The sequence below is a fragment of the Paraburkholderia sp. genome, assembly GCF_035501035.1.
GTDB lineage: Bacteria > Pseudomonadota > Gammaproteobacteria > Burkholderiales > Burkholderiaceae > Paraburkholderia.
In genome coordinates this window covers 1-19,449 of record NZ_DATJWR010000010.1, presented here as the reverse complement: position 1 = coordinate 19,449, position 19,449 = coordinate 1, and the positions used below count along the sequence as shown (strand labels likewise).

Here is a 19,449-nt window from a genome sequence, read left to right as displayed (position 1 = left end):
CCCACGCGCAATAACTTCGGCATCATCGGCCCGATTCCGCGCGACGAGTTCAAGCCCGAGAACATCCGCAAGAAGATCGAGGCGAATCCGTTCGCGCGCGAGGCGCTCGCGAAGAACCCCAATCTCAAGCCGCGCATTCTCACGATCACGCAGAGCACCTATGACGGCGTGATCTACAACGTCGAGATGATCAAGGACCTGCTCGGCGACCTGCTCGACACGCTGCACTTCGACGAAGCCTGGCTGCCGCACGCCGAGTTCCACGAGTTCTACCAGGACATGCACGCGATCGGCGCGGGCCGTCCGCGCACGGGCGCGCTCGTGTTCGCCACGCACTCCACGCACAAGCTGCTCGCCGGCATCTCGCAGGCCTCGCAGATCGTGGTGCAGGACTCGGAGAACAGCACGTTCGACCGTCACCGCTTCAACGAGGCGTACCTGATGCACACGTCCACGAGCCCGCAGTACGCGATCATCGCGTCGTGCGACGTGGCCGCGGCGATGATGGAGCCGCCGGGCGGCCCGGCGCTCGTGGAGGAGTCGATCGCGGAAGCGCTCGACTTCCGCCGCGCGATGCGCAAGGTCGACGCCGAATACGGCGAAGACTGGTTCTTCCAGGTGTGGGGTCCGGACGATCTGGCCGAGGAAGGCATCGGCTCGCGCGAAGACTGGATGCTGCGCCCGAACGATCACTGGCACGGTTTCGGCGCGCTCGCCGAAAACTTCAACATGCTCGACCCGATCAAGGCGACCATCGTCACGCCGGGTCTGGACGTGGACGGCGAGTTCGGCGAAACGGGCATTCCGGCCGCGATCGTCACGAAGTACCTGGCCGAGCACGGCATCATCGTCGAGAAGACGGGGCTCTACTCGTTCTTCATCATGTTCACGATCGGCATCACGAAGGGCCGCTGGAACTCGATGGTCACCGAACTCCAGCAGTTCAAGGACGACTACGACAACAACCAGCCGCTCTGGCGCGTGCTGCCCGAGTTCGTCGCACAGCACCCGATGTACGAGCGCATGGGCCTGCGCGATCTGTGCCAGCAGATCCACGGCGTCTATCGCGCCAACGACATCGCGCGCCTCACGACCGAGATGTATCTGTCGAACATGGAGCCGGCCATGAAGCCTTCGGACGCCTTCGCGAAGCTCGCGCATCGCGAGATCGACCGCGTGCCCGTCGACGAGCTCGAAGGCCGCGTCACGTCGATCCTGCTCACGCCGTATCCGCCGGGCATTCCGCTCCTGATTCCGGGCGAGCGCTTCAACCGCACGATCGTGAACTACCTGAAGTTCGCGCGCGAGTTCAACGAGCGCTTCCCGGGCTTTCACACCGACATCCATGGGCTCGTGGGCGAGACCATCAACGGCCGCATCGAGTATTTCGTGGATTGCGTGCGCGACTGAGCGCGCGGAGGAGGGCAATGTTAGGCGGTTCATCGGCGCGGCTTGCGCGCTCCTTCACCGCGATACTGTCGACGCTTTCGGTTGCCACGGCGCTGTTGGCCGTGGCGCCGGCCGCGCGCGCGGAAGTCGCGGCGGCCGATCCGATCGACACGGCCATGCGCGCGTGTCTCGCACGCGCGGACCGCTCGTCGACGGCCGGGCAGATCCAGTGCATGGACGACGCGCGCAGTGCATGGCGCGCGGCTGCCGACACGGCACTCGCCAGGCTGCTCGCGAAGATGCCGGCCGAGCAGCAAAAGCGCTGGCGCTCGAGCCAGCAGAAGTGGGTGGCCTGGCGCGATGCCGAGGACACCATGCTCGTCGCCGCGTTCGCGACGACGAGCGGCACCACCTACCAGCTCTATGAAGCCGACATGCGCCTGCAGCCGGTGCGCGACCGTGCCATCGCGCTGCGCAACCAGGCGGCGGCGTACGACGGCAAGCCGCCGCTCGCGCGCGCGTGCAGCGCCGATGCGCACTGCGAGCATGTGAGCTACGACCTGAATCGCTACTACCGTCAGCTATACACGCGCATGCCGGCGCACGCGCGGCCCGTGGTGTCGCGCGCGCAAAGCGCGTGGCGCGCGTATCGCGATGCGACCACGCCGCTCATCGACGAGCGCGCGCGGCTCGACCTGCTCGGCGCGCGGCTCGCGACGTTGAAGCGTCTGGCGGAGACGGTGAACGACCGTTGAGGGTGCGGTTTCAGTCGAGAATGAACTGCTCCGGCTCGCGCGCCGGCAACCTGGTGGGCTCGCCCAGCAGGTCGTGCAACGCGACCTCGATACCCGACGACATCATGTTGAGCGCAAGGTCGTTGTCTTCGGTGCCGAACGGGTCTTCGAGCTGCGAGGCAATGGCTTCGTGGGCCATGAACGCATAGGCCACGAACACGGCGAAGATCGGGGTGAGCGCGCCGATGCTATCCACGAGCCCGAACGGCAGCATCGCGCAGAAGAAGTACACGGTGCGATGAATCATCACCGTGTAGGCGAACGGCAGCGGCGTCGAGACGATGCGCTCGCAACCGCCTATCACATCCGAAAGCCCGTTGAGATTGTGCTCGAACGCGAGCACCGCGTAGCCGTCGAGGCGGCCTTCGCGCGTCTCGCGCTGGAGCCATTCCGAGGCGCAGAGCATCAGTATGGCCGGGCGGTAGCGCGCGGCCATCACGCGCTCGAGAAGCGCGCGCGGCAGGCGCGCTTCGAGATCGGTGCGCGGGTCGGTGTGGCGAAGCTGATGGCGCAGCGCGTGCGGCAGCGCGGCCAGCAAGCCGACCAGCTCGCGTGCGCGCTCGCGCGTCGTGGCTTCGTCGGCGCCGCGCGGGAGCGTGAGGGCCTCGCGGGTGAGCGAGCGCATCTCGTTGAGCATTTGCCCCCAGAGCTTGCGGCCTTCCCAGTAACGGTCGTAGCTCGCGCTGTTGCGAAAGCCGAGAAACACCGCGAGCGCAATGCCGATGAGCGAGAACGGCACGGTGCTCAGGTTCACCGTCAGCTTGAGGATGTGGTCGTGCGCGGCCACCGCCACGATCGACAGGCACAGCACGAGAAAGAGGCGCGGCAGGAGCTGCGGCAGCACGGAGCCGCGCCACGCGAGCAGCATGCGGAACCAGTGCAGATGTGGGCGGACGATCATCGGGGCAGACGCTCGGAGCGAAGACGGAACGAGGCAACGTCACCAGTTGCGGGACAAGACGGCGTCGGTGCCTGACAGGGGCAATCGGCAAGTATCGCGCGGGATCTTGGCCCATGGCGCGCGATTGCCGGGTGCGCACCTGCGACATTTTGCGGCGGGTACCCCAGCTTGTCATGTCATGCGACGCCCGGACACCAACCGGGCGCGCAACGATTTCGTCGCGCGCCCGGTTGGTGTCCGGTTTGGGCCAGCCTGGCACCCGGTTTGCGGACGCTCGAGCGGATCCGGCGAGACGCCTTTCGCTCGATACCCGCCGCTTACGCTGCTTACTTGAGCGCCGCGCGTGCCGCCGCGATGGCCGAGCGCACCTGCTCCGGTGCGGTGCCGCCCGGATGGTTGCGCGCCGCGACCGAGCCGTCGAGCGTCAGCACTTCGAACACGTCGTCGGCGAGCAGATGGGAGACCGCCGGCAGCTCGCGGCGCATTTCGTCGAGCGTGAGGTCCGCCAGATCGCAGTCGCGGTCCACGCAAATGCGCACCGCGTGCGCCACCGCCTCGTGGGCGTCGCGAAACGCCAGCCCCTTCTTCACGAGGTAGTCGGCGAGATCGGTGGCTGTGGAAAAGCCTTGCAGCGCCGCCGCGCGCATCGCCTGTTCCTTGACCGTGATGCCCGCGACCATTTCCGCGAAGATGCGCAGCGTGTCGGCCACGGTATCGACCGTGTCGAAGAGGGGCTCCTTGTCTTCCTGGTTGTCCTTGTTGTACGCGAGCGGCTGACCCTTCATCAGCGTGAGGAGCGCCATCAGATGGCCGTTCACGCGGCCGGTCTTGCCGCGCGCGAGCTCGGGCACGTCCGGGTTCTTCTTCTGCGGCATGATCGAGGAGCCCGTGCAGAAGCGGTCGGCCAGATCGATGAAGCCGACGCGCGGGCTCATCCACAGCACCAGCTCTTCCGAAAAGCGCGAGACGTGCGTCATGACGAGCGCCGCCGCCGCCGTGAATTCGATCGCGAAGTCGCGGTCGGAAACCGCGTCGAGCGAGTTCGCGCAGATGCCGTCGAAGCCCAGTGTCTTCGCCACCGCGAAGCGGTCGATCGGATAGCTCGTGCCCGCGAGCGCGGCCGCGCCGAGCGGCAGGCGGTTCACGCGCTTGCGGCAGTCGACCATGCGTTCGGCGTCGCGCGTGAACATTTCCACGTAGGCGAGCAGGTGATGACCGAACGTGACCGGCTGCGCCACCTGCAGGTGCGTGAAGCCGGGCATGATCGTGCCCGCGTGCTGTTCGGCCAGGTCGAGCAGCGCACGGCGCAGCTCGCCGATGAGGCCGCCGATACGGTCGATCTCGCCGCGCAGCCACAGGCGGATGTCGGTCGCCACCTGGTCGTTGCGCGAGCGGCCCGTGTGCAGACGCTTGCCCGCGTCGCCGATCAGCGCCGTGAGACGCGCCTCGATGTTCAGGTGCACGTCTTCGAGGTCGAGCTGCCATTCGAACTCGCCGCGCTCGATCTCGCCCTTGATTTGCGCCATGCCGCGCTGGATGGCGGCGAGGTCGTCGGCGCTGATGATCTTCTGCGCGGCCAGCATCGAGGCGTGCGCGAGCGAGCCTTCGATATCGACGAGCGCGAGACGCTTGTCGAAGAAGACCGACGACGTGTAACGCTTGACCAGCTCCGACATGGGTTCGGAGAAGCGAGCCGACCAGGCTTCGCCTTTTTTGTGCAGTTGGGACGTCATGGTGATGAGCGGTGAGCGATGGGAAAGCGGGCCGCGCGGCCAGCCGCGAAATGCGGCGCACGGCGGGGGAAAGTAGGCAATTTTACCATCGGCGTGCGCGGCGCCCGGCGCTGCGGGCCGAAGTGGCGGCCGCGGGGTGGCGGGTTCCCGAGAACTTCAGGGCAGACTGCGAGCCGGCAAGCCCGCGCGCTCACGCCGGATTCAAAGCCGCACGAGCACCACGAGCTTCAGGTCCTCGCGATGAGCGGGCTTGAGCGTGATCTGGTCGTAGGCGACGCGGCCATGGCGCGGGTGGTTGAACTCGCGCCGGCCGCCCTCGCGCTCGAACACGTCCTGCGAGGCCCAGAAGCGCGCGAATTCGTCGCTCGAGGCGATCAGCGCGTCGATCAGCGCGCGCGTGGGCGCGTCGTTCAGATGGCGGATCGAATCGGCGCGGAACTCGGCGGCGAGACGCCGCGCGCGCGTTTCCCAGTCGGCGATCAGCTCGCGCCCGAGCGGCTCGGTGAAGGTGAAGCGCAGCAGGTTGCGGTCGTAGTCGCCGTCGAGCCAGCCCGTGAAAAGGTCGGCCGCGTGCGCGTTCCAGGCGAGCGCGGTCCACTGGCGGTCGAGCACGTAGGCCGGGGCGTCCACGAGCTGCACGGTTTGCAGCAGCGTGGCGGGCGCATCCGAGGCGGCGGCAGGGTCTGGTTCGGCGGGGTCTCGCTGTGCGGCCAGCTCGAACAGATAGGCGCGCTCGGCGCGCGAGAGCCGCAGCGCGACGGCGATGCGCGCGAGCGCGTCCGCCGAGGCCGAGACGGGGCGCCCCTGTTCGATCCACGTGTACCAGGTCGGGCTCACGCCGCACAGCTGCGCGACCTCCTCGCGGCGCAGCCCGGGCGTGCGGCGACGCGGGCCGGGCGGCAGACCGACTTCCGCGGGCGAGAGGCGCTCGCGATGGGCGCGGACGAATTCGCCCAGCGCGCGCGCGGGCGTCGCTTCGAGGGTTTGGGAGGCGCCGGTGGCGGCGCCCGGCGATCCGGCGGCGGGCGTGTCGTAGCTCATGAAGTGTGGGGCGGGTGGCGGCGATACCAGAATAATCGCTTAACTTGTACTGGTACAAAACGGGCTCTATTGTAGCGTCTGGCGAGGCGACGGGCCGCCGCGCCAGAGAGCCCGGGCATCGAGATCCCCCGACGCGAGGCGCTGCGCGCTTCGCGCCCCACATAAAAAGCTGCATTAAGGAGCATGCGATGAAGCATCACGATCAGGTCGCCGACGCATTCGGCTCGACCGCTGCCGCCTACCTCACGAGCCACGTCCACGCGAGCGGCGCGGACCTGGAGAACCTCGCCGCGACGTTCGCGGCCACCTGCGGCAACGCTACGGTGCTGGACATGGGTTGCGGCGCGGGCCATGCGAGCTTTGCCGTGGCGCCGCACGTGCGCGAAGTCGTGGCCTACGACATCGCCCCGCAGATGCTCGTCACGGTCGAGACCGCCGCGAAGGCGCGCGGCTTGACGACGCTGCGCACGCAACAGGGCGCGGCCGAAACGTTGCCGTTCGCCGACGCGAGCTTCAACTGGGCCGTGAGCCGCATGAGCGCGCATCACTGGCGCGACGTGCCGCGCGCGCTTGCCGAGGTGCACCGCGTGCTGAAGCCGGGCGGGCGGTTGAAGTTCATCGACATCGCAGGCATCGACGATCCGCTTTACGACACGTATATCCAGGCGATCGAACTGCTGCGCGACGCCTCGCACATTCGCGACTACCGCGCCGACGAATGGATCGCGATGCTCGACGCAGCGGGCTTCGACGCGAAGGTGACCGAGCGCTGGCGCATTGCGCTCGATTTCGACTCGTGGGTGGCGCGCATGCGCACGCCGCCCGAGTGCGTGACGGCAATTCGCTCGATGTGGGAGCGCGCGCCCGACGAGGTGCGCGAGTACTTCGATGTGCAGAGCGATTTTTCCTTCAAGCTCGATGCGCTGATGATCGAGGCGACGCGGCGCGATTGAAGGGGTTCGCGCGCGCAAAGGCGCGGGGGCGTTTCCGGTTTGACGGCTTGCGCCTGAGTCGCTGGTGTTGGGTTTGTTGGCATCCCTTGTATTCGTGTCGGTCTGCCTGGGTTGCCCCGCACAGGGGCAACGCCTGCATACCGACGCGAATACAAGGAAAGGCCAAAGCCCAAACACCAAAACCCTACCCAGTATTACGCAACCCCGCCGCGATCCCGTTGATCGTCAGATGAATCCCGCGCCGCACGCGCGGGCTCGGGTCGCCCGCGCGATAACGCTTGATCAACTCCACCTGCAAGTGATTCAGCGGATCGAGATACGGGAAGCGATTCTTGATCGAACGCGCGAGCAACGGGTTATCGGCGAGGCGTTCGTTCGCGCCCGTGATCTCGCCGAGCACCTTCGTCGTGCGCTCCCACTCGGCCACGATGCGCTCGAACACGTGCTTGCGCAGCTTCTTGTCACTGACGAGCTGCGCGTAGCGCGACGCCACCGCGAGGTCGGTCTTCGCGAGCGTCATGTCCATGTTCGAGAGCAGGTTCGAGAAGAACGGCCAGGTCTTGTACATCTTCCTGAACATCGCAAGACGCCGCGTGCGCTCGGCGTCGCTGCCCGCCTCGTCGAGATACGAGGCAACCGCGCTGCCGAAGCCGTACCAGCCCGTGAGCAGCAGACGGCACTGGCCCCACGAGAAGCCCCACGGAATCGCGCGCAGGTCGTCGATCTTGCGGTTCTTCGGGTCCTGCAGCTTGCGCGAGGCCGGACGGCTGCCGATGTTCAGCTCCGCGATTTCGGTGATCGGCGTCGAGGCGAAGAAGTAATCGGTGAAGCCGGGCGTCTCGTAGACGAGCGAGCGGTACGCCGCCATTGCCATGTCGGAGAGCTTTTGCATCGTCTCTTCGAACGCGGGCAGTTGCTCGGGCGAATGGCCCGCCGGGCCTCCCATCGGCAGCAGCGTGGCTTCGAGCGTCGCCGCGATCACAGTTTCGAGGTTGCGGCGGCCGATCTCCGGGTTGCCGAACTTGCTCGCAATGACTTCGCCTTGCTCGGTCAGGCGGATCTGGCCTTCGACGGTGCCCGGCGGCTGCGAGAGGATCGCGTTATAGGTCGGGCCGCCTCCGCGCCCCACCGTGCCGCCGCGGCCGTGGAAGAGGCGCAGCGTGATGCCGCGCTCGCGGTAGAGCGCGACGAGCGCGAGTTCCGCGCGGTAGAGCTCCCAGTTCGAGGTGAGGAAGCCGCCGTCCTTGTTGCTGTCCGAGTAGCCGAGCATGATTTCCTGCTCGTTGCCCTGGTGCTCGACGAGGCCGTCGACGCCCGGCAGCGCGAGCAGGTCGCGCATGATGTGCGGAGCGTTGCGCAAATCGGGAATCGTCTCGAAGAGCGGGATCACCATCAGCGCGGCCTTCGCGGGATCGTCGGCGTGGCCGAGACGCCCGCGCATGAGGCCGGTTTCCTTCTGCAGCAGCATCACTTCGAGCAGGTCCGAAACCGTTTCGGTGTGCGAGATGATGTAGTTGCGTACCGCGCGCGCGCCGAACTTCTCGCGCGTCACACGCGCCATCTCCAGCACGCCCAGCTCGCTCTTCACGAGCTCCGAATAGTCGAGATACGGCGAGCGCAGCGTGCGCGGGTCGGCGAGCTGCGTGAGCAGCACGATCTGCTTGTCTTCTTCGGAGAGCGAAGCGTAATCGGCCTCCACGCCGGCGCGTGCGAGCAATTCGGTGATCACGGCTTCGTGGATGTCCGAGCTCTGGCGCAGGTCGATGGAGGCGAGGTGGAAGCCGAACACGTCCACGGCACGCAGCAACGGTGTGAGGCGCGGCGTGGCGAGCGAGGCGCCGTGGTGCTCGGCGAGCGAATCCATGAGGATGTGCAGGTCGCGCGAGAATTCGCTTGCGTCGGCATAGGGCTGCGCGCGTACCGGAGCGGTGTTGCGGCCGGCGCTGCGCACCGCCACCACGCCTTCGCCGAGGCGCACGCGCGCGCTCGCGGCAAGGCGCGTGTACACGCCGATCAGCGCGCGGCGGTAGGGCTCGTCCACGCGGTGCGGCGACTGGTCGGGCGACGCTTTGGCCAGTGCCTTCAGGTCATCGCTTGCGCCCGCGAGCAGGTTCGACACCGAAAGCTCGGCGCCCAGCCGGTGAACTTCGTCCAGGTAGTGCTGCAGGATCACCTGTGCCTGGCGCTCGCTCGCTTCTTCGAGCGTGGCGGCGGTGACGTTCGGATTGCCGTCGCGGTCGCCGCCAATCCAGCTGCCCATCTGGAAGAACGCGGGCAGGCGCGCCGAAAGGCCGTGCTCCTTGAGCTGCGTTTCGATCTCGCCGTACAGCGCAGGGATCTCGCTGAGGAAAGTCGTGTGGTAGTACGAAAGCGCGTTCTCGATTTCGTCGCCGACGGTCAGGCGCGAGTCGCGCAGCATGCGCGTTTGCCAGAGCGAGGTCACGCGCGCGCGCAGCAACGCTTCGTTGTGTTCGAGCTCGCGGTGCGTGAGCGGCTGGTCGCGTTCGGAAAGCAGGCGCGCGATGTCGTGCTGCGAGTCGAGCGTGCTCTTGCGCTGCACTTCGGTGGGGTGCGCGGTCAGCACGGGCACGATCAGCGCGTCGTTGAAGAACTGCTGGAGCACCGGCGTCGCGGCCGCCCCGGCCTGCGCGAGGCGCTCGAGCGAATGCGCGAAGGTGCCCGCCTGGGGCGCCGAACCCACGAGGTCGTGGATGCGGCGGCGGCGGTTGCGATGGCGGTCCTCGGCGATGTTCGCGAGATGCGAGAAGTAGCTGAACGCGCGCACGACGCTCACGGTCTGCTCGGGCGAGAGCGCGCGAAGCTGCTTCTCCAGCGCGAGCGCGGCGGCGTTGTCGTCCTCGCGGCGAAAGCGCACGGCGGTCTGGCGGATGGTTTCCACCACGTCGAACACGGCGTCGCCCTCCTGCTCGCGCACCACGTCGCCGAGCAGGCGGCCCAGGTAGCGGATGTCTTCGAAGAGCGGCTGGTCCTTGTCGTCGCGCGTGCGGCCGTTGCGCGAGGCGCCGGCAGTCTTGGGCGCGGCGAGCGGCGCTTTGGCGCCTTTCGTCGCTTTCGAGGCACGCGTGGCCTTCACGGGCGTTGTAGCCTCGGCGGCGTGCGTGGCCTGGGTCGCCGGTTTGGCTTTCGTAGCTTTCGTGGCTTTCGTGGTCTTCGTAGTCTTCGTAGTCTTCGTTGTATTGGCCAGTTTCGCGGACGGCGTAGCCGCCGCGGATGCGGCCTTCGAAGTAGCGTTCTGCGATGCGTTGTTGCGGCGCTCTGCGCGCGCCGAGCCTGAAGACTTCACGATGTTTTCCTTGAGGCTTGCCAGGATACGGGCAGGTTGATCGGGGAAGTGCCAACTGCATGGCCGCGACGTGTGCGGGGCCGTGTACTGCGGGTGCAACCTGGGACGGGTGGAAGGTGCCACCCTGGGCGAGCCGTACGGATGTCGCAGAGGCGGCGCGAGCCGCCGAAGGCGGGGCGCCGGATGCAGGCCTGGCGGGTGGGAGTCGGCGCAGCCGCGTTGGTCAACACACGCCGCGGCCATGTTGCCGTACGGACGCCACACGAGCGGCCGTGCGGGGCCGCGATGCGTATGACGTATCGCCAATGGCCACGCAGCGGCGCGTCGCGTACCGTGTTTCGTACGATCCATGCCGATGCTTTGCCGGGTCTCTTCCTTGCCGCCGCACGCGCCTCATGTCCGAAGCCGGCCGAACCCAACGGGGCGGGCCGTAAAAAGGGCGCGTGCTAACATTGCCTGTTATCCGATCCTGCTTTTCATCCCATCATTCGATGTACTTGCCATGAACTCCGAGACGTTATCCGCGCCCATGCCCCGCACACTCGTGATCGCTTCGCGGGAGAGCCGCCTCGCGATGTGGCAGGCGGAGCATGTGCAAGCTGCGCTGCACAAATTATATCCATCCTGCGACGTGAAAATTGTGGGAATGACGACACGCGGCGATCAAATTCTCGACCGCACGCTTTCGAAAGTGGGCGGTAAGGGACTCTTCGTGAAGGAGCTGGAGCAGGCGCTCGCCGAAGGGCGCGCCGACCTCGCCGTGCACTCGCTCAAGGATGTGCCGATGGAGCTGCCCGAGGGCTTCACGCTCGCGGCCGTCATGGAGCGCGAGGATCCGCGCGACGCGTTCGTCTCCAACGACTACGACTCGCTCGCGGCGCTGCCGGCGGGCAGCGTGGTGGGCACGTCGAGCCTGCGCCGCGAATCGATGATCCGCGCGCGCTATCCGCACCTTGATGTGAAGCCGCTGCGCGGCAATCTCGATACGCGTCTCGCCAAGCTCGACCGCGGCGACTACGCGGCCATCATTCTCGCGGCTGCGGGCTTGAAGCGACTCGGTCTCGAAGCGCGTATCCGCGCGCTCATCGAGCCCGAGGACAGCCTGCCGGCGGCGGGCCAGGGCGCGCTCGGCATCGAGATTCGCGCCGGCCGGCCCGAGCTGGCCGCGTGGCTCGCGCCGCTGCACGACGACGCTACCGCGAAAGCGGTCGAAGCCGAACGCATGGTTTCGCGTGCGCTAGGCGGCAGCTGCACGGTGCCGCTCGCGGCCTACGCGCAGTGGCACGACGGCCAGCTCGCGCTGCGCGGCACGATCGCCACGCCCGACGCGAGCCGCGTGCTCGCCGCCGAGGAGTCGAGCGCGGCGACCACGGTGGCCGATGCCGTGGCGCTGGGCCGCCGCGTCGCCGACGATCTGATTGCCCAGGGCGCGCTCGATATCGTGCGCGCGCTCGCGCAGGCGAGCGAGGCCGCCGATGGTCCGGACACGGCGCCCGGCACGGGCAGCGGCGCGACGAACGACCCAACCGGCGTGGGCGAAGGCCCGGCGTCCGCATGATGACGGGCCCCCGGCAACCGCGCGGCAGCGCAGGCCAGCCCGACGAGTGGGGTGGCCCGAGCGACGCCCTTGCAGGTGCGAGCCGCGCGTCGCAGACAAGCGGCGGCACGCCGTTCACCGTCGTCATTACCCGGCCGGCCGGTCAGTCGGATAGCCTCGCCGCGCAACTGGCGCAGCACGGTATCCGTACGCTCGACTTCCCGCTCATCGCCATTGCGCCCGTCGCCGACGAAGCGCCGTTGCGCGCCGCGCTCGCCGCGCTCGAACGCTATGCGCTCGTGGTGTTCGTCTCGCCCAACGCCGTCGATCGCGCATTCGCGTGCTATGCCACGATCTCCTCGATCTGGCCGCCCGCGCTGCCGGTGGCCGTGGTGGGTCCGGCGAGCGTCGCCGCGCTCGCGCGCCATGGCGTGGCCGCGCCCGATCATCGAGTGGTGAGCCCCGCTGGCGCCGGCGACGAAGAGCCCGTACGCTTCGATTCGGAGTCGCTCTTTGCGGCGCTAGAAACGACCTTCGGCGCGGACGCCTTTGCAGACAAGCGCGTGCTAATCGTGCGCGGCGACGGCGGTCGCGAGTGGCTCGCCGAGCGGCTGCGCGAAGCGGGCGCCGAAGTGGAGACGGTCGCCGCCTACCGCCGCCTCGTGCCGGAGCCGCCCATCGCCACCTGGACGCAGGTTCACGCGCTGCTCGAAGGCGCGCCGCATGCGTGGCTCGTGACGAGTTCCGAGGGCGTGCGCAACCTCGACGATCTCGCGCGCGAGCACCTCACGGCGGGCGAACTCGTCGAGCTGCGCCACGCGCTGCTCGTCGCGCCGCATGCGCGGATCGCCGAGACGGCGCGTTCAATGGGTTTTGATAGGATTACGGTGTCCGGCGCGGGCGACGAACGCATCGTCGAGACGCTGCTTGGCCTCGTTTCCTCCGCTGTTCAACCGGTTCAGAACACTCCGGCCCAGGCGCCGGCCAACCCACGCATGACAGATCCGAACAACTCCAGCAGCACAGCAAACCAGGGCGCCGTTTCCACGGGGGCAAGCGGCGCGTCGGCTTCCGGCGGCGCGTCCGCGCGGTCGTCGTATGCGTCGTCGGGCGCGGCTTACGCCGTACCGCCTGCGCAGCCGCCGGCTTCGGGGACGGGCGGCGCGCGGCGCGGCGCGGGCTCGGCACTGCTGTGGCTCGTCGTGGTGCTGGTCGCGGCGGGCGCGGGGGCGGGCGGCTATGTGCTCAACCGCAAGCTCGACCGGCTCGACACGCAGCTCGTGCAGCGCCAGCAGGCGGCCGAACAGCAAACCGCCGCGCTGCGCGCGCGCGCTGACGAAGCCGTCGCGGGTGCACAGCAGCTCGACAAGCAGATCGCGCAGCTCGAAGGCAAGATCGCCGATGCGCAAACCTCGCAGCAGGCGCTCGCGCAGCAATACGCCGACCTCTCGAAGAGCCGCGACGACTGGTCGCTCGCCGAAGTCGGCCAGATGCTCTCGAGCGCGAGCGAGCAGCTCCAGCTCACGGGCAACACGCAACTTGCGCTCTTCGCGCTGCAAAGCGCCGACACGCGCCTCGCGGCCTCTGACAACGCGCAGGCCATCGCCGTGCGCAAGGCGATCGCGCAGGACATCGACAAGCTCAAGGCGGCGCCTTCCACCGACTTGACGGGCCTCGCCATCAAGCTCGACACCGCGCTCGGCCAGATCGATTCGCTGCCGCTCGCGGGCGAGGCGATCGTCGCGCACACAAAGCCCGAAGCCGCCGCGCCCGCCAATATTGCGCAGGTCGCGGCCGCGAGCCACGAGCCGCAATGGAAGGTGTGGATGCATACGTTCGTCGACGGCGTCGGCAAGCAGATCGCGAGCCTCGTGCAGGTGCGCCGCATCGACAACGCGGACGCCATGCTCGCTGCGCCCGACCAGGGCTACTTCATGCGCGAGAACCTGAAGCTGCGCCTGCTTTCGGCGCGCCTTTCGCTGCTCTCGCGCAACGAGGCCACGCTCAAGTCCGACCTCGCGGCGGCCGACGCCACGCTCGCGCGCTACTTCGACGGCGCCTCGAAAGACACGCAGACCGTGCGCGAGCTGCTCAAGGAGGTGGGTGCCGGCTCGGCCGCCGTCGAGCTGCCCACGCTCGACAAGAGCCTGCAGGCGATCCAGCAGTACCGGAGCCGGGGGTAAGACATGGCGATCCGTGGACTCCTCTGGCTCGCGCTCCTCTTCGCGATTGCCGTCGCGCTCGCAACCGCGGGCCGCTTCGACGCCGGGCAGGTGGTGCTCGTCTATCCGCCCTATCGCGTAGACGTCTCGCTCAATCTGTTCGTGATCGGCATCCTGGTGGCGTTCCTGCTGCTCTACGCGATCCTGCGCTTCGTGCGCAACGTCGTGACGATGCCGCGCCGCGTGGCCGCTTATCGTGCCCGCGCGCGCACGGAGAAGGCGAACTCCGCGCTGCGCGACGCCGTGGGCAATCTCTATGCGGGCCGTTTCTCGCGTGCCGAGAAGGCCGCGCGCGATTCGCTCGTCGACGACAAGAACAAGGGCGCGGCGGGCCTCATCGGCGCGAACGCAGCGCATCGACTGCATGAGTACGCGCGCCGCGACGACTGGCTCACGCAGGTCGAAGACCCTGACCTTCAGGAAGCGCGTCTCATGGCCACTGCCGACATGCGCGCCGACGGCCGCGACGCGGACGGCGCGCTCGCCGCACTCACCGAAATGCGCACGCAGGGCGGTCGCCGCATCCACGCGCAGCAGATCGCGCTGCGCGCGCAGCAGCAGCTCAAGAACTGGAGCGAAGTGCTCAAGCTCGTGAAGACGCTCGAAAAGCGCGAGGCGCTGCACCCGGCCGTGGCCGTGCGTCTGCGCCAGCTCGCGGCGGAAAACCTGCTGCGCGACCGCCGCCACAACGCCGACGCGCTGCTCGAACTATGGCAGTCGCTCTCGCCGATCGAGCGCCACTCGCCGCGTCTTGCCGACTGCGCCGCCGAGCTGCTGATCGCGCTTGACCGCCAGGCGGATGCGCGCAAGATCGTCGAGGAAGCGCTCGCACAGAACTGGGACGCGCGGCTGTTGCGCCGCTACCCCGACACGGTGGGCGCCAGTGCATCGGGCAGCGACGCGCTGCCGCTCATCCAGAAGGCCGAAGCCTGGCGCAAGGAGCGGCCCGAGGACGGCGACCTGCTGTTCGCGCTGGGCCGCCTGTGCCTGAAGCAGCAGCTATGGGGCAAGGCGCAATCGTTCCTCGAGGCGGCGCTCAAGTCCGCCGACGCGAGTGACAACGAACCGCTCAAGATCCGCTCGCATCGCGCGCTCGCGCGCTTGCACGAGCAGCTCGGCGACAGCGAGAAGGCCGCGTCGCACTACCGCGAGAGCGCGCTGGCGATGAACGTGGTGTGATGGATCTGCCGCGAATCTGAATCGGCAACGAAGCAACGAAGCAATAAAAACGCGGCCGCCTGAAAAACAGGCGGCCGTTTGCTTTTGGTGCGAACCGCAGGCTCAGCGATTCACGAGCTTCGCCGGTGCAGAAAGCGCGAGCAGGCCGCCGAGAATCATGAAGGCCGCGAGCATGTACATGCCCGAATCGTTGGCCTTGGTGGCTTCTTTGAGCCAGCCCACCGCGTAGGGGCTCAGGAAGCCCGCGAGATTGCCGATCGAGTTGATGAGCGCGATACCGGCCGCGGCGCCCGTGCCCGCGAGCCAGGCCGTGGGCAGGCTCCAGAACAGCGGCAGCGTGGTGAGGATGCCGATGGTCGCGATGGTGAGCGCCGTCATGGCGAGCGTGGTGTCGTGTGCCCACGTGACCGAGAGCACGAGGCCGAGCGCGCCGAGTGCCGCCGGAATCGCGATATGCCAGCGGCGCTCGCGCGTGCGGTCGGCGCTCTTCGCGAACAGCACCATGCCGACCACGGCCGCCGCGAACGGAATGGCCGAAAGCAGGCCGATCGAGAATGCGTCCTTCACGCCCGTCGCCTTGATGATGGTGGGCAGCCAGAAGCTCACGCCGTAGAGGCCCATCACGAACGAGAAGTACGTGAGGCTCATGACGAGCACACGCGCGCTCGTGAGCACGGTCATGAGCGGCGGGTCTTCCTTGGTCGCGTCTTCGGCGGCGATGTTGCGCTCGAGCAGCGCGCGCTCTTCCTCGGTGAGCCACTTCGCTCGGCCGATGCGGTCGTCGAGCACGAAGAACACCAGCACGCCGACGATCACCGAAGGCAGCCCTTCGAGCAGGAACAGCCACTGCCAGCCCTGCCAGCCGTTAGCACCGTCGAAGGACTTGAGGATCCACCCCGACACCGGGCCGCCGATCACGCCCGAAAGCGCGATGGCCGTCATGAACAACGTGGTCATGCGAGCGCGCCGGTGCGCCGGATACCAGTAGGTGAGGTAGAGGATGATGCCGGGGAAGAAGCCCGCCTCGCACAGGCCGAGCAGAAAGCGCATCACGTAGAACATGGTGGGCGTCGTGACGAACATCGTCAGGATGGAGACGAGGCCCCAGGTGACCATGATGCGCGCGATCCACACGCGCGCGCCCACGCGATGCAGGATCACGTTGCTTGGCACTTCGAACAAAAAGTAGCCGACGAAGAAAATGCCGGCGCCAAAGCCGTAGACGGCGTCCGAGAGGTTGAGCGCGGTGCTCATCTGCAGCTTGGCGAAGCCAACGTTGACGCGGTCCAGATACGCGACCACATAGCAGAGCATGAGGAGTGGGATGAGGCGCCACGCGACCTTGCGGTAGGTGGCTTCTTCGAAGGCGGAGGGCGGGGCGCCCGCGCCGGCTTGTGGCACGTGATTCGCTGGACTGGCCATGGTGTCACTGTCTCCTGTTGTCCCGCGCAAAGCGCGTTGTGAGCTTTCTTATGTTGGGTATGCGACGTTCAAGCACGATCATTCTATACGCGCCGCCGGGCCGCGACGGCGCGTATGGATCGGGGAAAATACCAATCGTTCAAGCACTTAGGCGTTGGTCGTTAGCGGCCTACACGCAGCGCCCGCCGTCCACTTCGAGGCACGCGCCGGTGATGAACGCAGCTTCGTCGGAGGCGAGATAGAGGCAGGCGTTGGCCACGTCCTGCGGTGTGGAGAAGCGCCCGAGTGGAATGGTCGCGACGAAGCGCTGGCGGTTTTCGGGCGTGTCGGGCACACCCATGAATTGCGCGGTGAGGCCCGTGTCGCCGATCACCGGATTCACGCAGTTCACGCGGATCTGGTCGGGGCCCAGCTCGGCTGCGAGCGCCTTGCTCGCCACGATCATCGCGCCCTTGCTGCCGTTGTACCAGACGAGCCCCGGCCGCGGCCGGATGCCCGCGGTCGAGGCGATGTTGACGAACACGCCGCCGCCGCGCTCGCGAAAATGCGGCACGAACGCGCGCACGCTCCAGTAGAGGCCCTTCACGTTGACGGCGTAGACGAGGTCGAATTCGGCCTCGGTCACTTCGAGCACGGGCTTGTTGCGATGCGTGGTGCCCGCGTTGTTGACCACGACCTGCACGCTGCCGAAGTCTTCGATGGCCGCCTCGCGCAACGCATGCCAGTCGGCTTCGCGGGTGATGTCGCCCGCTACCGCGATGGCCTTGCCGCCCGCGAGCGCGATCTCGCTCGCGACGCGCTCGGCCGCCTCGCCGTTCAGGTCGTTGATGACGACGTTCGCGCCTTCGCGCGCATAGGTCTTGGCGATGCCCTCGCCGAAGCCCGAGCCGGCGCCCGTGATGACGGCTGTCTTGTCTCTGAGTCGCATGGTGTCTCCGTTTGTCTGGTGTTTGTCTGGCGTTGATTTGACTGCGCTTGCGTGGCCGGGCGGCGGATCAGCCGTGCCGGATCGCAATGGTCTTCAGCACCGTGAAGCCGTACAGCGCCTCGAAGCCTTTCTCGCGCCCATGGCCCGATAGCCGCGTGCCGCCGAACGGCAATTCGACGCCGCCGCCCGCGCCATAGTTGTTGACGAACACCTGGCCCGCGCGCACGCGCCGGGCGATGCGCAGCTGGCGCCCGCCGTCGCGCGTCCACACGCCGGCCACGAGCCCATAGGGCGTGCCGTTGGCGAGCGCGAGCGCTTCTTCCTCGCCGTCGAACGGCATGGCCGCGAGCACCGGCCCGAACACTTCCTCCTGCGCGAGGCGGCTTTGCGGCGGCACGTCGCGCAAGAGCGTCGGGACTTCGTAGAAGCCTGCGGCGGGGGCGTCGGCTTCGAGCTTGCCGCGCGCCGCCGTGGCGATGCGGTTCCCGGCCGCCTCGTCGAGAAAGCCGCGCACGCGCTGCCGCTGCTTCTCGTTGATGAGCGGCCCGCAATCGAGATCGGAGGCGGCCGGCCCCACGCGCAGCTTGTCGAAGGCCGCGGCGAGCCGGTCGACGAGCGGCTCGTACGCGCTGCGCTCGATCAGCACGCGGCTGCCCGCCGAGCAGGTCTGCCCGGCGTTCTGCACGATCGCCGAGACGAGCACGGGCAGCGCGGCGTCGAAGTCCGCATCGGCGAACACGATCTGCGGCGACTTGCCGCCCAGTTCGAGCGTGACCGGCACGTGGTGTTCGGCGGCCATCTGCGCGACGAGCCTGCCCGTTTGCGGCGAGCCCGTAAACGAGATGTGATCGATGCCGGGGTGAGCGGCGAGCGCCGCACCCGCTTCGTGTCCAAGCCCGGTGACGATGTTCAGTGCGCCGGCGGGCAGCCCGGCTTCGCGCGCGAGTTCGGCCACGCGCAAGAGCGACACGCACGCGTCCTCGGCGGGCTTCACCACGCACGCGTTGCCGGCGGCGAGTGCCGCGCCCACGCTGCGGCCGAAGATCTGCATCGGGTAGTTCCACGGCACGATGTGGCCCGTCACGCCGTGCGGCTCGCGCACCGTGAGCACCGTGTAGCCGGCCTGGTAGGGCAGCGTTTCGCCGTGCAGCTTGTCGGCGGCGCCCGCATAGAACTCGAAGTAGCGCGCAAGCGCGGCGGCGTCGCCGCGCGCCTGCTTGAGCGGCTTGCCGGTGTCGCGCGCCTCGATCTGCGCGAGCTCTTCCTTGTACTGGGCGACGAGGCCCGAGAGCGCGAACAGCAGGCGTCCGCGCTCGGCGGCGGAAAGTGCGCCCCATGCGCCTTCATAGGCGCGGCGCGCGGCGGTGACGGCGTCATTGATGTCGCTGGCGTTGCCGCGTGCGAGCTGCGCGAAGGGCTGGCCGGTGGAGGGATCGATTGCGGCGAGCGTCTCGCCGCTGGCGGGCGAACGCCATTCGCCGCCAATGAAGTGCTTCGCTTCTTCCATGCATGCGCCTCGTAAATTGGGGAGTGAAACGAGGGAAGACAAATGCAGAACGAACGGGCCGGCCGGGCAGGACCAACCGACCGGCCGGCCCATTATCGCGCCATTTCGCGCGTGGCGCGGGCGATTTCAGTAGTTGCTCCATGCGGCAGGACGATCGCCGCTGCCCGCGAGAGGGCCGCGCGCTTGCGCCCATTGCCACCCATTCACGCCCGTTGCCGGCTGTTTGGCCCGTGCCCGCCCGATCCGCAGCCCGCCGCGGCCGATTGGCTATAATGGCGTCCATCCTCCAACGTCCGGTTTCGCGCCGGTCCGGTGTGCGCGGCGTGACTCGCGCATGAGCCGGCCCATGCGCGAGCCGTCGGTTTTTCCCTTCTCAACAGAGAGCGCTCATGAGCTTTGCAAATGTCCCCGCCGGCAAGGATCTGCCGCAAGACTTCAACGTGATCATCGAGATTCCCGCGCAAAGCGATCCGGTGAAATACGAAGCCGACAAGGACCTGGGCCTGCTCGTCGTCGACCGTTTCGTCGGCACGGGCATG

The 19,449-nt window shown here is 67.9% G+C and carries 12 protein-coding genes and 2 pseudogenes; 7 read left to right on the top strand and 7 right to left on the bottom strand.

From position 1 onward, the window contains the following. Nucleotides 1–1,410, top strand: a pseudogene (locus VMJ11_RS00775) (aminotransferase class I/II-fold pyridoxal phosphate-dependent enzyme); the annotation flags it as partial. A 17-nt stretch (nucleotides 1,411–1,427) separates the two neighbouring features. After that, nucleotides 1,428–2,144: a lysozyme inhibitor LprI family protein gene (locus VMJ11_RS00770; RefSeq protein ID WP_325615919.1), complete on the top strand. Its 717-nt coding sequence runs from the start codon at nucleotides 1,428–1,430 to the stop codon at nucleotides 2,142–2,144. Nucleotides 2,145–2,154: 10 nt separating this feature from the next. Here the strand turns inward: VMJ11_RS00770 and VMJ11_RS00765 are convergent, their stop codons facing one another. The 3 genes from VMJ11_RS00765 to VMJ11_RS00755 form a co-directional block, all read right to left on the bottom strand. Continuing rightward, nucleotides 2,155–3,084, bottom strand: a complete 930-nt coding sequence (locus tag VMJ11_RS00765) for a bestrophin family protein (RefSeq protein WP_325615917.1) — start codon at nucleotides 3,082–3,084, stop codon at nucleotides 2,155–2,157. Nucleotides 3,085–3,410: 326 nt separating this feature from the next. Further along, nucleotides 3,411–4,817 carry an argininosuccinate lyase gene (gene argH / locus VMJ11_RS00760; protein WP_325615915.1) on the bottom strand — a complete coding sequence of 469 codons (1,407 nt, stop codon included), beginning with the start codon at nucleotides 4,815–4,817 and terminating at the stop codon, nucleotides 3,411–3,413. 201 nt (nucleotides 4,818–5,018) lie between these two features. Then, nucleotides 5,019–5,858: a helix-turn-helix transcriptional regulator gene (locus VMJ11_RS00755; RefSeq protein ID WP_325615913.1), complete on the bottom strand. Its 840-nt coding sequence runs from the start codon at nucleotides 5,856–5,858 to the stop codon at nucleotides 5,019–5,021. A gap of 188 nt (nucleotides 5,859–6,046) precedes the next feature. Here VMJ11_RS00755 and VMJ11_RS00750 point away from each other — a divergent pair, with 188 nt between their 5' ends. Continuing rightward, on the top strand, nucleotides 6,047–6,811 hold the full coding sequence (locus VMJ11_RS00750) for a class I SAM-dependent methyltransferase (RefSeq protein ID WP_325615911.1): 765 nt from the start codon (nucleotides 6,047–6,049) through the stop codon (nucleotides 6,809–6,811). A gap of 184 nt (nucleotides 6,812–6,995) precedes the next feature. Here VMJ11_RS00750 and ppc read toward each other — a convergent pair whose 3' ends face one another. Next, a complete protein-coding gene (gene ppc / locus VMJ11_RS00745; protein ID WP_325615909.1) occupies nucleotides 6,996–10,115 on the bottom strand; it encodes a phosphoenolpyruvate carboxylase in 3,120 nt (1,039 codons plus the stop codon). A gap of 502 nt (nucleotides 10,116–10,617) precedes the next feature. On the opposite strand from ppc, the gene hemC reads away from it, so the two are divergent. From hemC to VMJ11_RS00730, 3 genes are read left to right on the top strand one after another with little or no spacing between them, the layout of a single operon-like run. Beyond that, nucleotides 10,618–11,673 (top strand): hydroxymethylbilane synthase, encoded by a 1,056-nt coding sequence (hemC, locus tag VMJ11_RS00740; protein WP_325615907.1) that lies wholly within the window; start codon nucleotides 10,618–10,620, stop codon nucleotides 11,671–11,673. Continuing rightward, complete coding sequence (gene hemDX / locus VMJ11_RS00735) at nucleotides 11,673–13,835, top strand: fused uroporphyrinogen-III synthase HemD/membrane protein HemX (protein WP_414694260.1); 2,163 nt, start codon at nucleotides 11,673–11,675, stop codon at nucleotides 13,833–13,835. Before hemC ends, hemDX begins: the two co-directional genes overlap by 1 nt. 3 nt (nucleotides 13,836–13,838) lie before the next feature. Then, nucleotides 13,839–15,053: a heme biosynthesis protein HemY gene (locus VMJ11_RS00730; RefSeq protein ID WP_325615903.1), complete on the top strand. Its 1,215-nt coding sequence runs from the start codon at nucleotides 13,839–13,841 to the stop codon at nucleotides 15,051–15,053. Nucleotides 15,054–15,155: 102 nt separating this feature from the next. Here VMJ11_RS00730 and VMJ11_RS00725 read toward each other — a convergent pair whose 3' ends face one another. The 3 genes from VMJ11_RS00725 to VMJ11_RS00715 form a co-directional block, all read right to left on the bottom strand. After that, the gene (locus VMJ11_RS00725; protein WP_325615901.1) at nucleotides 15,156–16,475 is read right to left on the bottom strand and encodes an MFS transporter; all 1,320 of its coding nucleotides are present in this window, start codon (nucleotides 16,473–16,475) and stop codon (nucleotides 15,156–15,158) included. A 169-nt stretch (nucleotides 16,476–16,644) separates the two neighbouring features. Then, nucleotides 16,645–17,403: an SDR family oxidoreductase gene (locus VMJ11_RS00720; RefSeq protein ID WP_325615900.1), complete on the bottom strand. Its 759-nt coding sequence runs from the start codon at nucleotides 17,401–17,403 to the stop codon at nucleotides 16,645–16,647. 67 nt (nucleotides 17,404–17,470) lie between these two features. Next, entirely contained in the window at nucleotides 17,471–18,910 is a 1,440-nt protein-coding gene (locus VMJ11_RS00715) for an aldehyde dehydrogenase family protein (RefSeq protein WP_325615899.1), read from the bottom strand. A 389-nt stretch (nucleotides 18,911–19,299) separates the two neighbouring features. Between VMJ11_RS00715 and VMJ11_RS00710 the strand changes: the two are divergent. Further along, nucleotides 19,300–19,449: pseudogene (locus VMJ11_RS00710) on the top strand (inorganic pyrophosphatase); the annotation flags it as partial.

Excerpts from the sequence above, each read along its gene's own strand:
- VMJ11_RS00770 (WP_325615919.1), top strand. The coding sequence starts at position 1,428 with ATGTTAGGCGGTTCATCGGCGCGGCTTGCGCGCTCCTTCACCGCGATA.
- VMJ11_RS00750 (WP_325615911.1), top strand. The coding sequence starts at position 6,047 with ATGAAGCATCACGATCAGGTCGCCGACGCATTCGGCTCGACCGCTGCC.
- hemDX (WP_414694260.1), top strand. The coding sequence starts at position 11,673 with ATGACGGGCCCCCGGCAACCGCGCGGCAGCGCAGGCCAGCCCGACGAG.
- VMJ11_RS00755 (WP_325615913.1), bottom strand. The coding sequence starts at position 5,858 with ATGAGCTACGACACGCCCGCCGCCGGATCGCCGGGCGCCGCCACCGGC.
- VMJ11_RS00720 (WP_325615900.1), bottom strand. The coding sequence starts at position 17,403 with ATGCGACTCAGAGACAAGACAGCCGTCATCACGGGCGCCGGCTCGGGC.
- argH (WP_325615915.1), bottom strand. The coding sequence starts at position 4,817 with ATGACGTCCCAACTGCACAAAAAAGGCGAAGCCTGGTCGGCTCGCTTC.
- VMJ11_RS00725 (WP_325615901.1), bottom strand. The coding sequence starts at position 16,475 with ATGGCCAGTCCAGCGAATCACGTGCCACAAGCCGGCGCGGGCGCCCCG.
- VMJ11_RS00730 (WP_325615903.1), top strand. The coding sequence starts at position 13,839 with ATGGCGATCCGTGGACTCCTCTGGCTCGCGCTCCTCTTCGCGATTGCC.
- VMJ11_RS00765 (WP_325615917.1), bottom strand. The coding sequence starts at position 3,084 with ATGATCGTCCGCCCACATCTGCACTGGTTCCGCATGCTGCTCGCGTGG.
- hemC (WP_325615907.1), top strand. The coding sequence starts at position 10,618 with ATGAACTCCGAGACGTTATCCGCGCCCATGCCCCGCACACTCGTGATC.
- VMJ11_RS00715 (WP_325615899.1), bottom strand. The coding sequence starts at position 18,910 with ATGGAAGAAGCGAAGCACTTCATTGGCGGCGAATGGCGTTCGCCCGCC.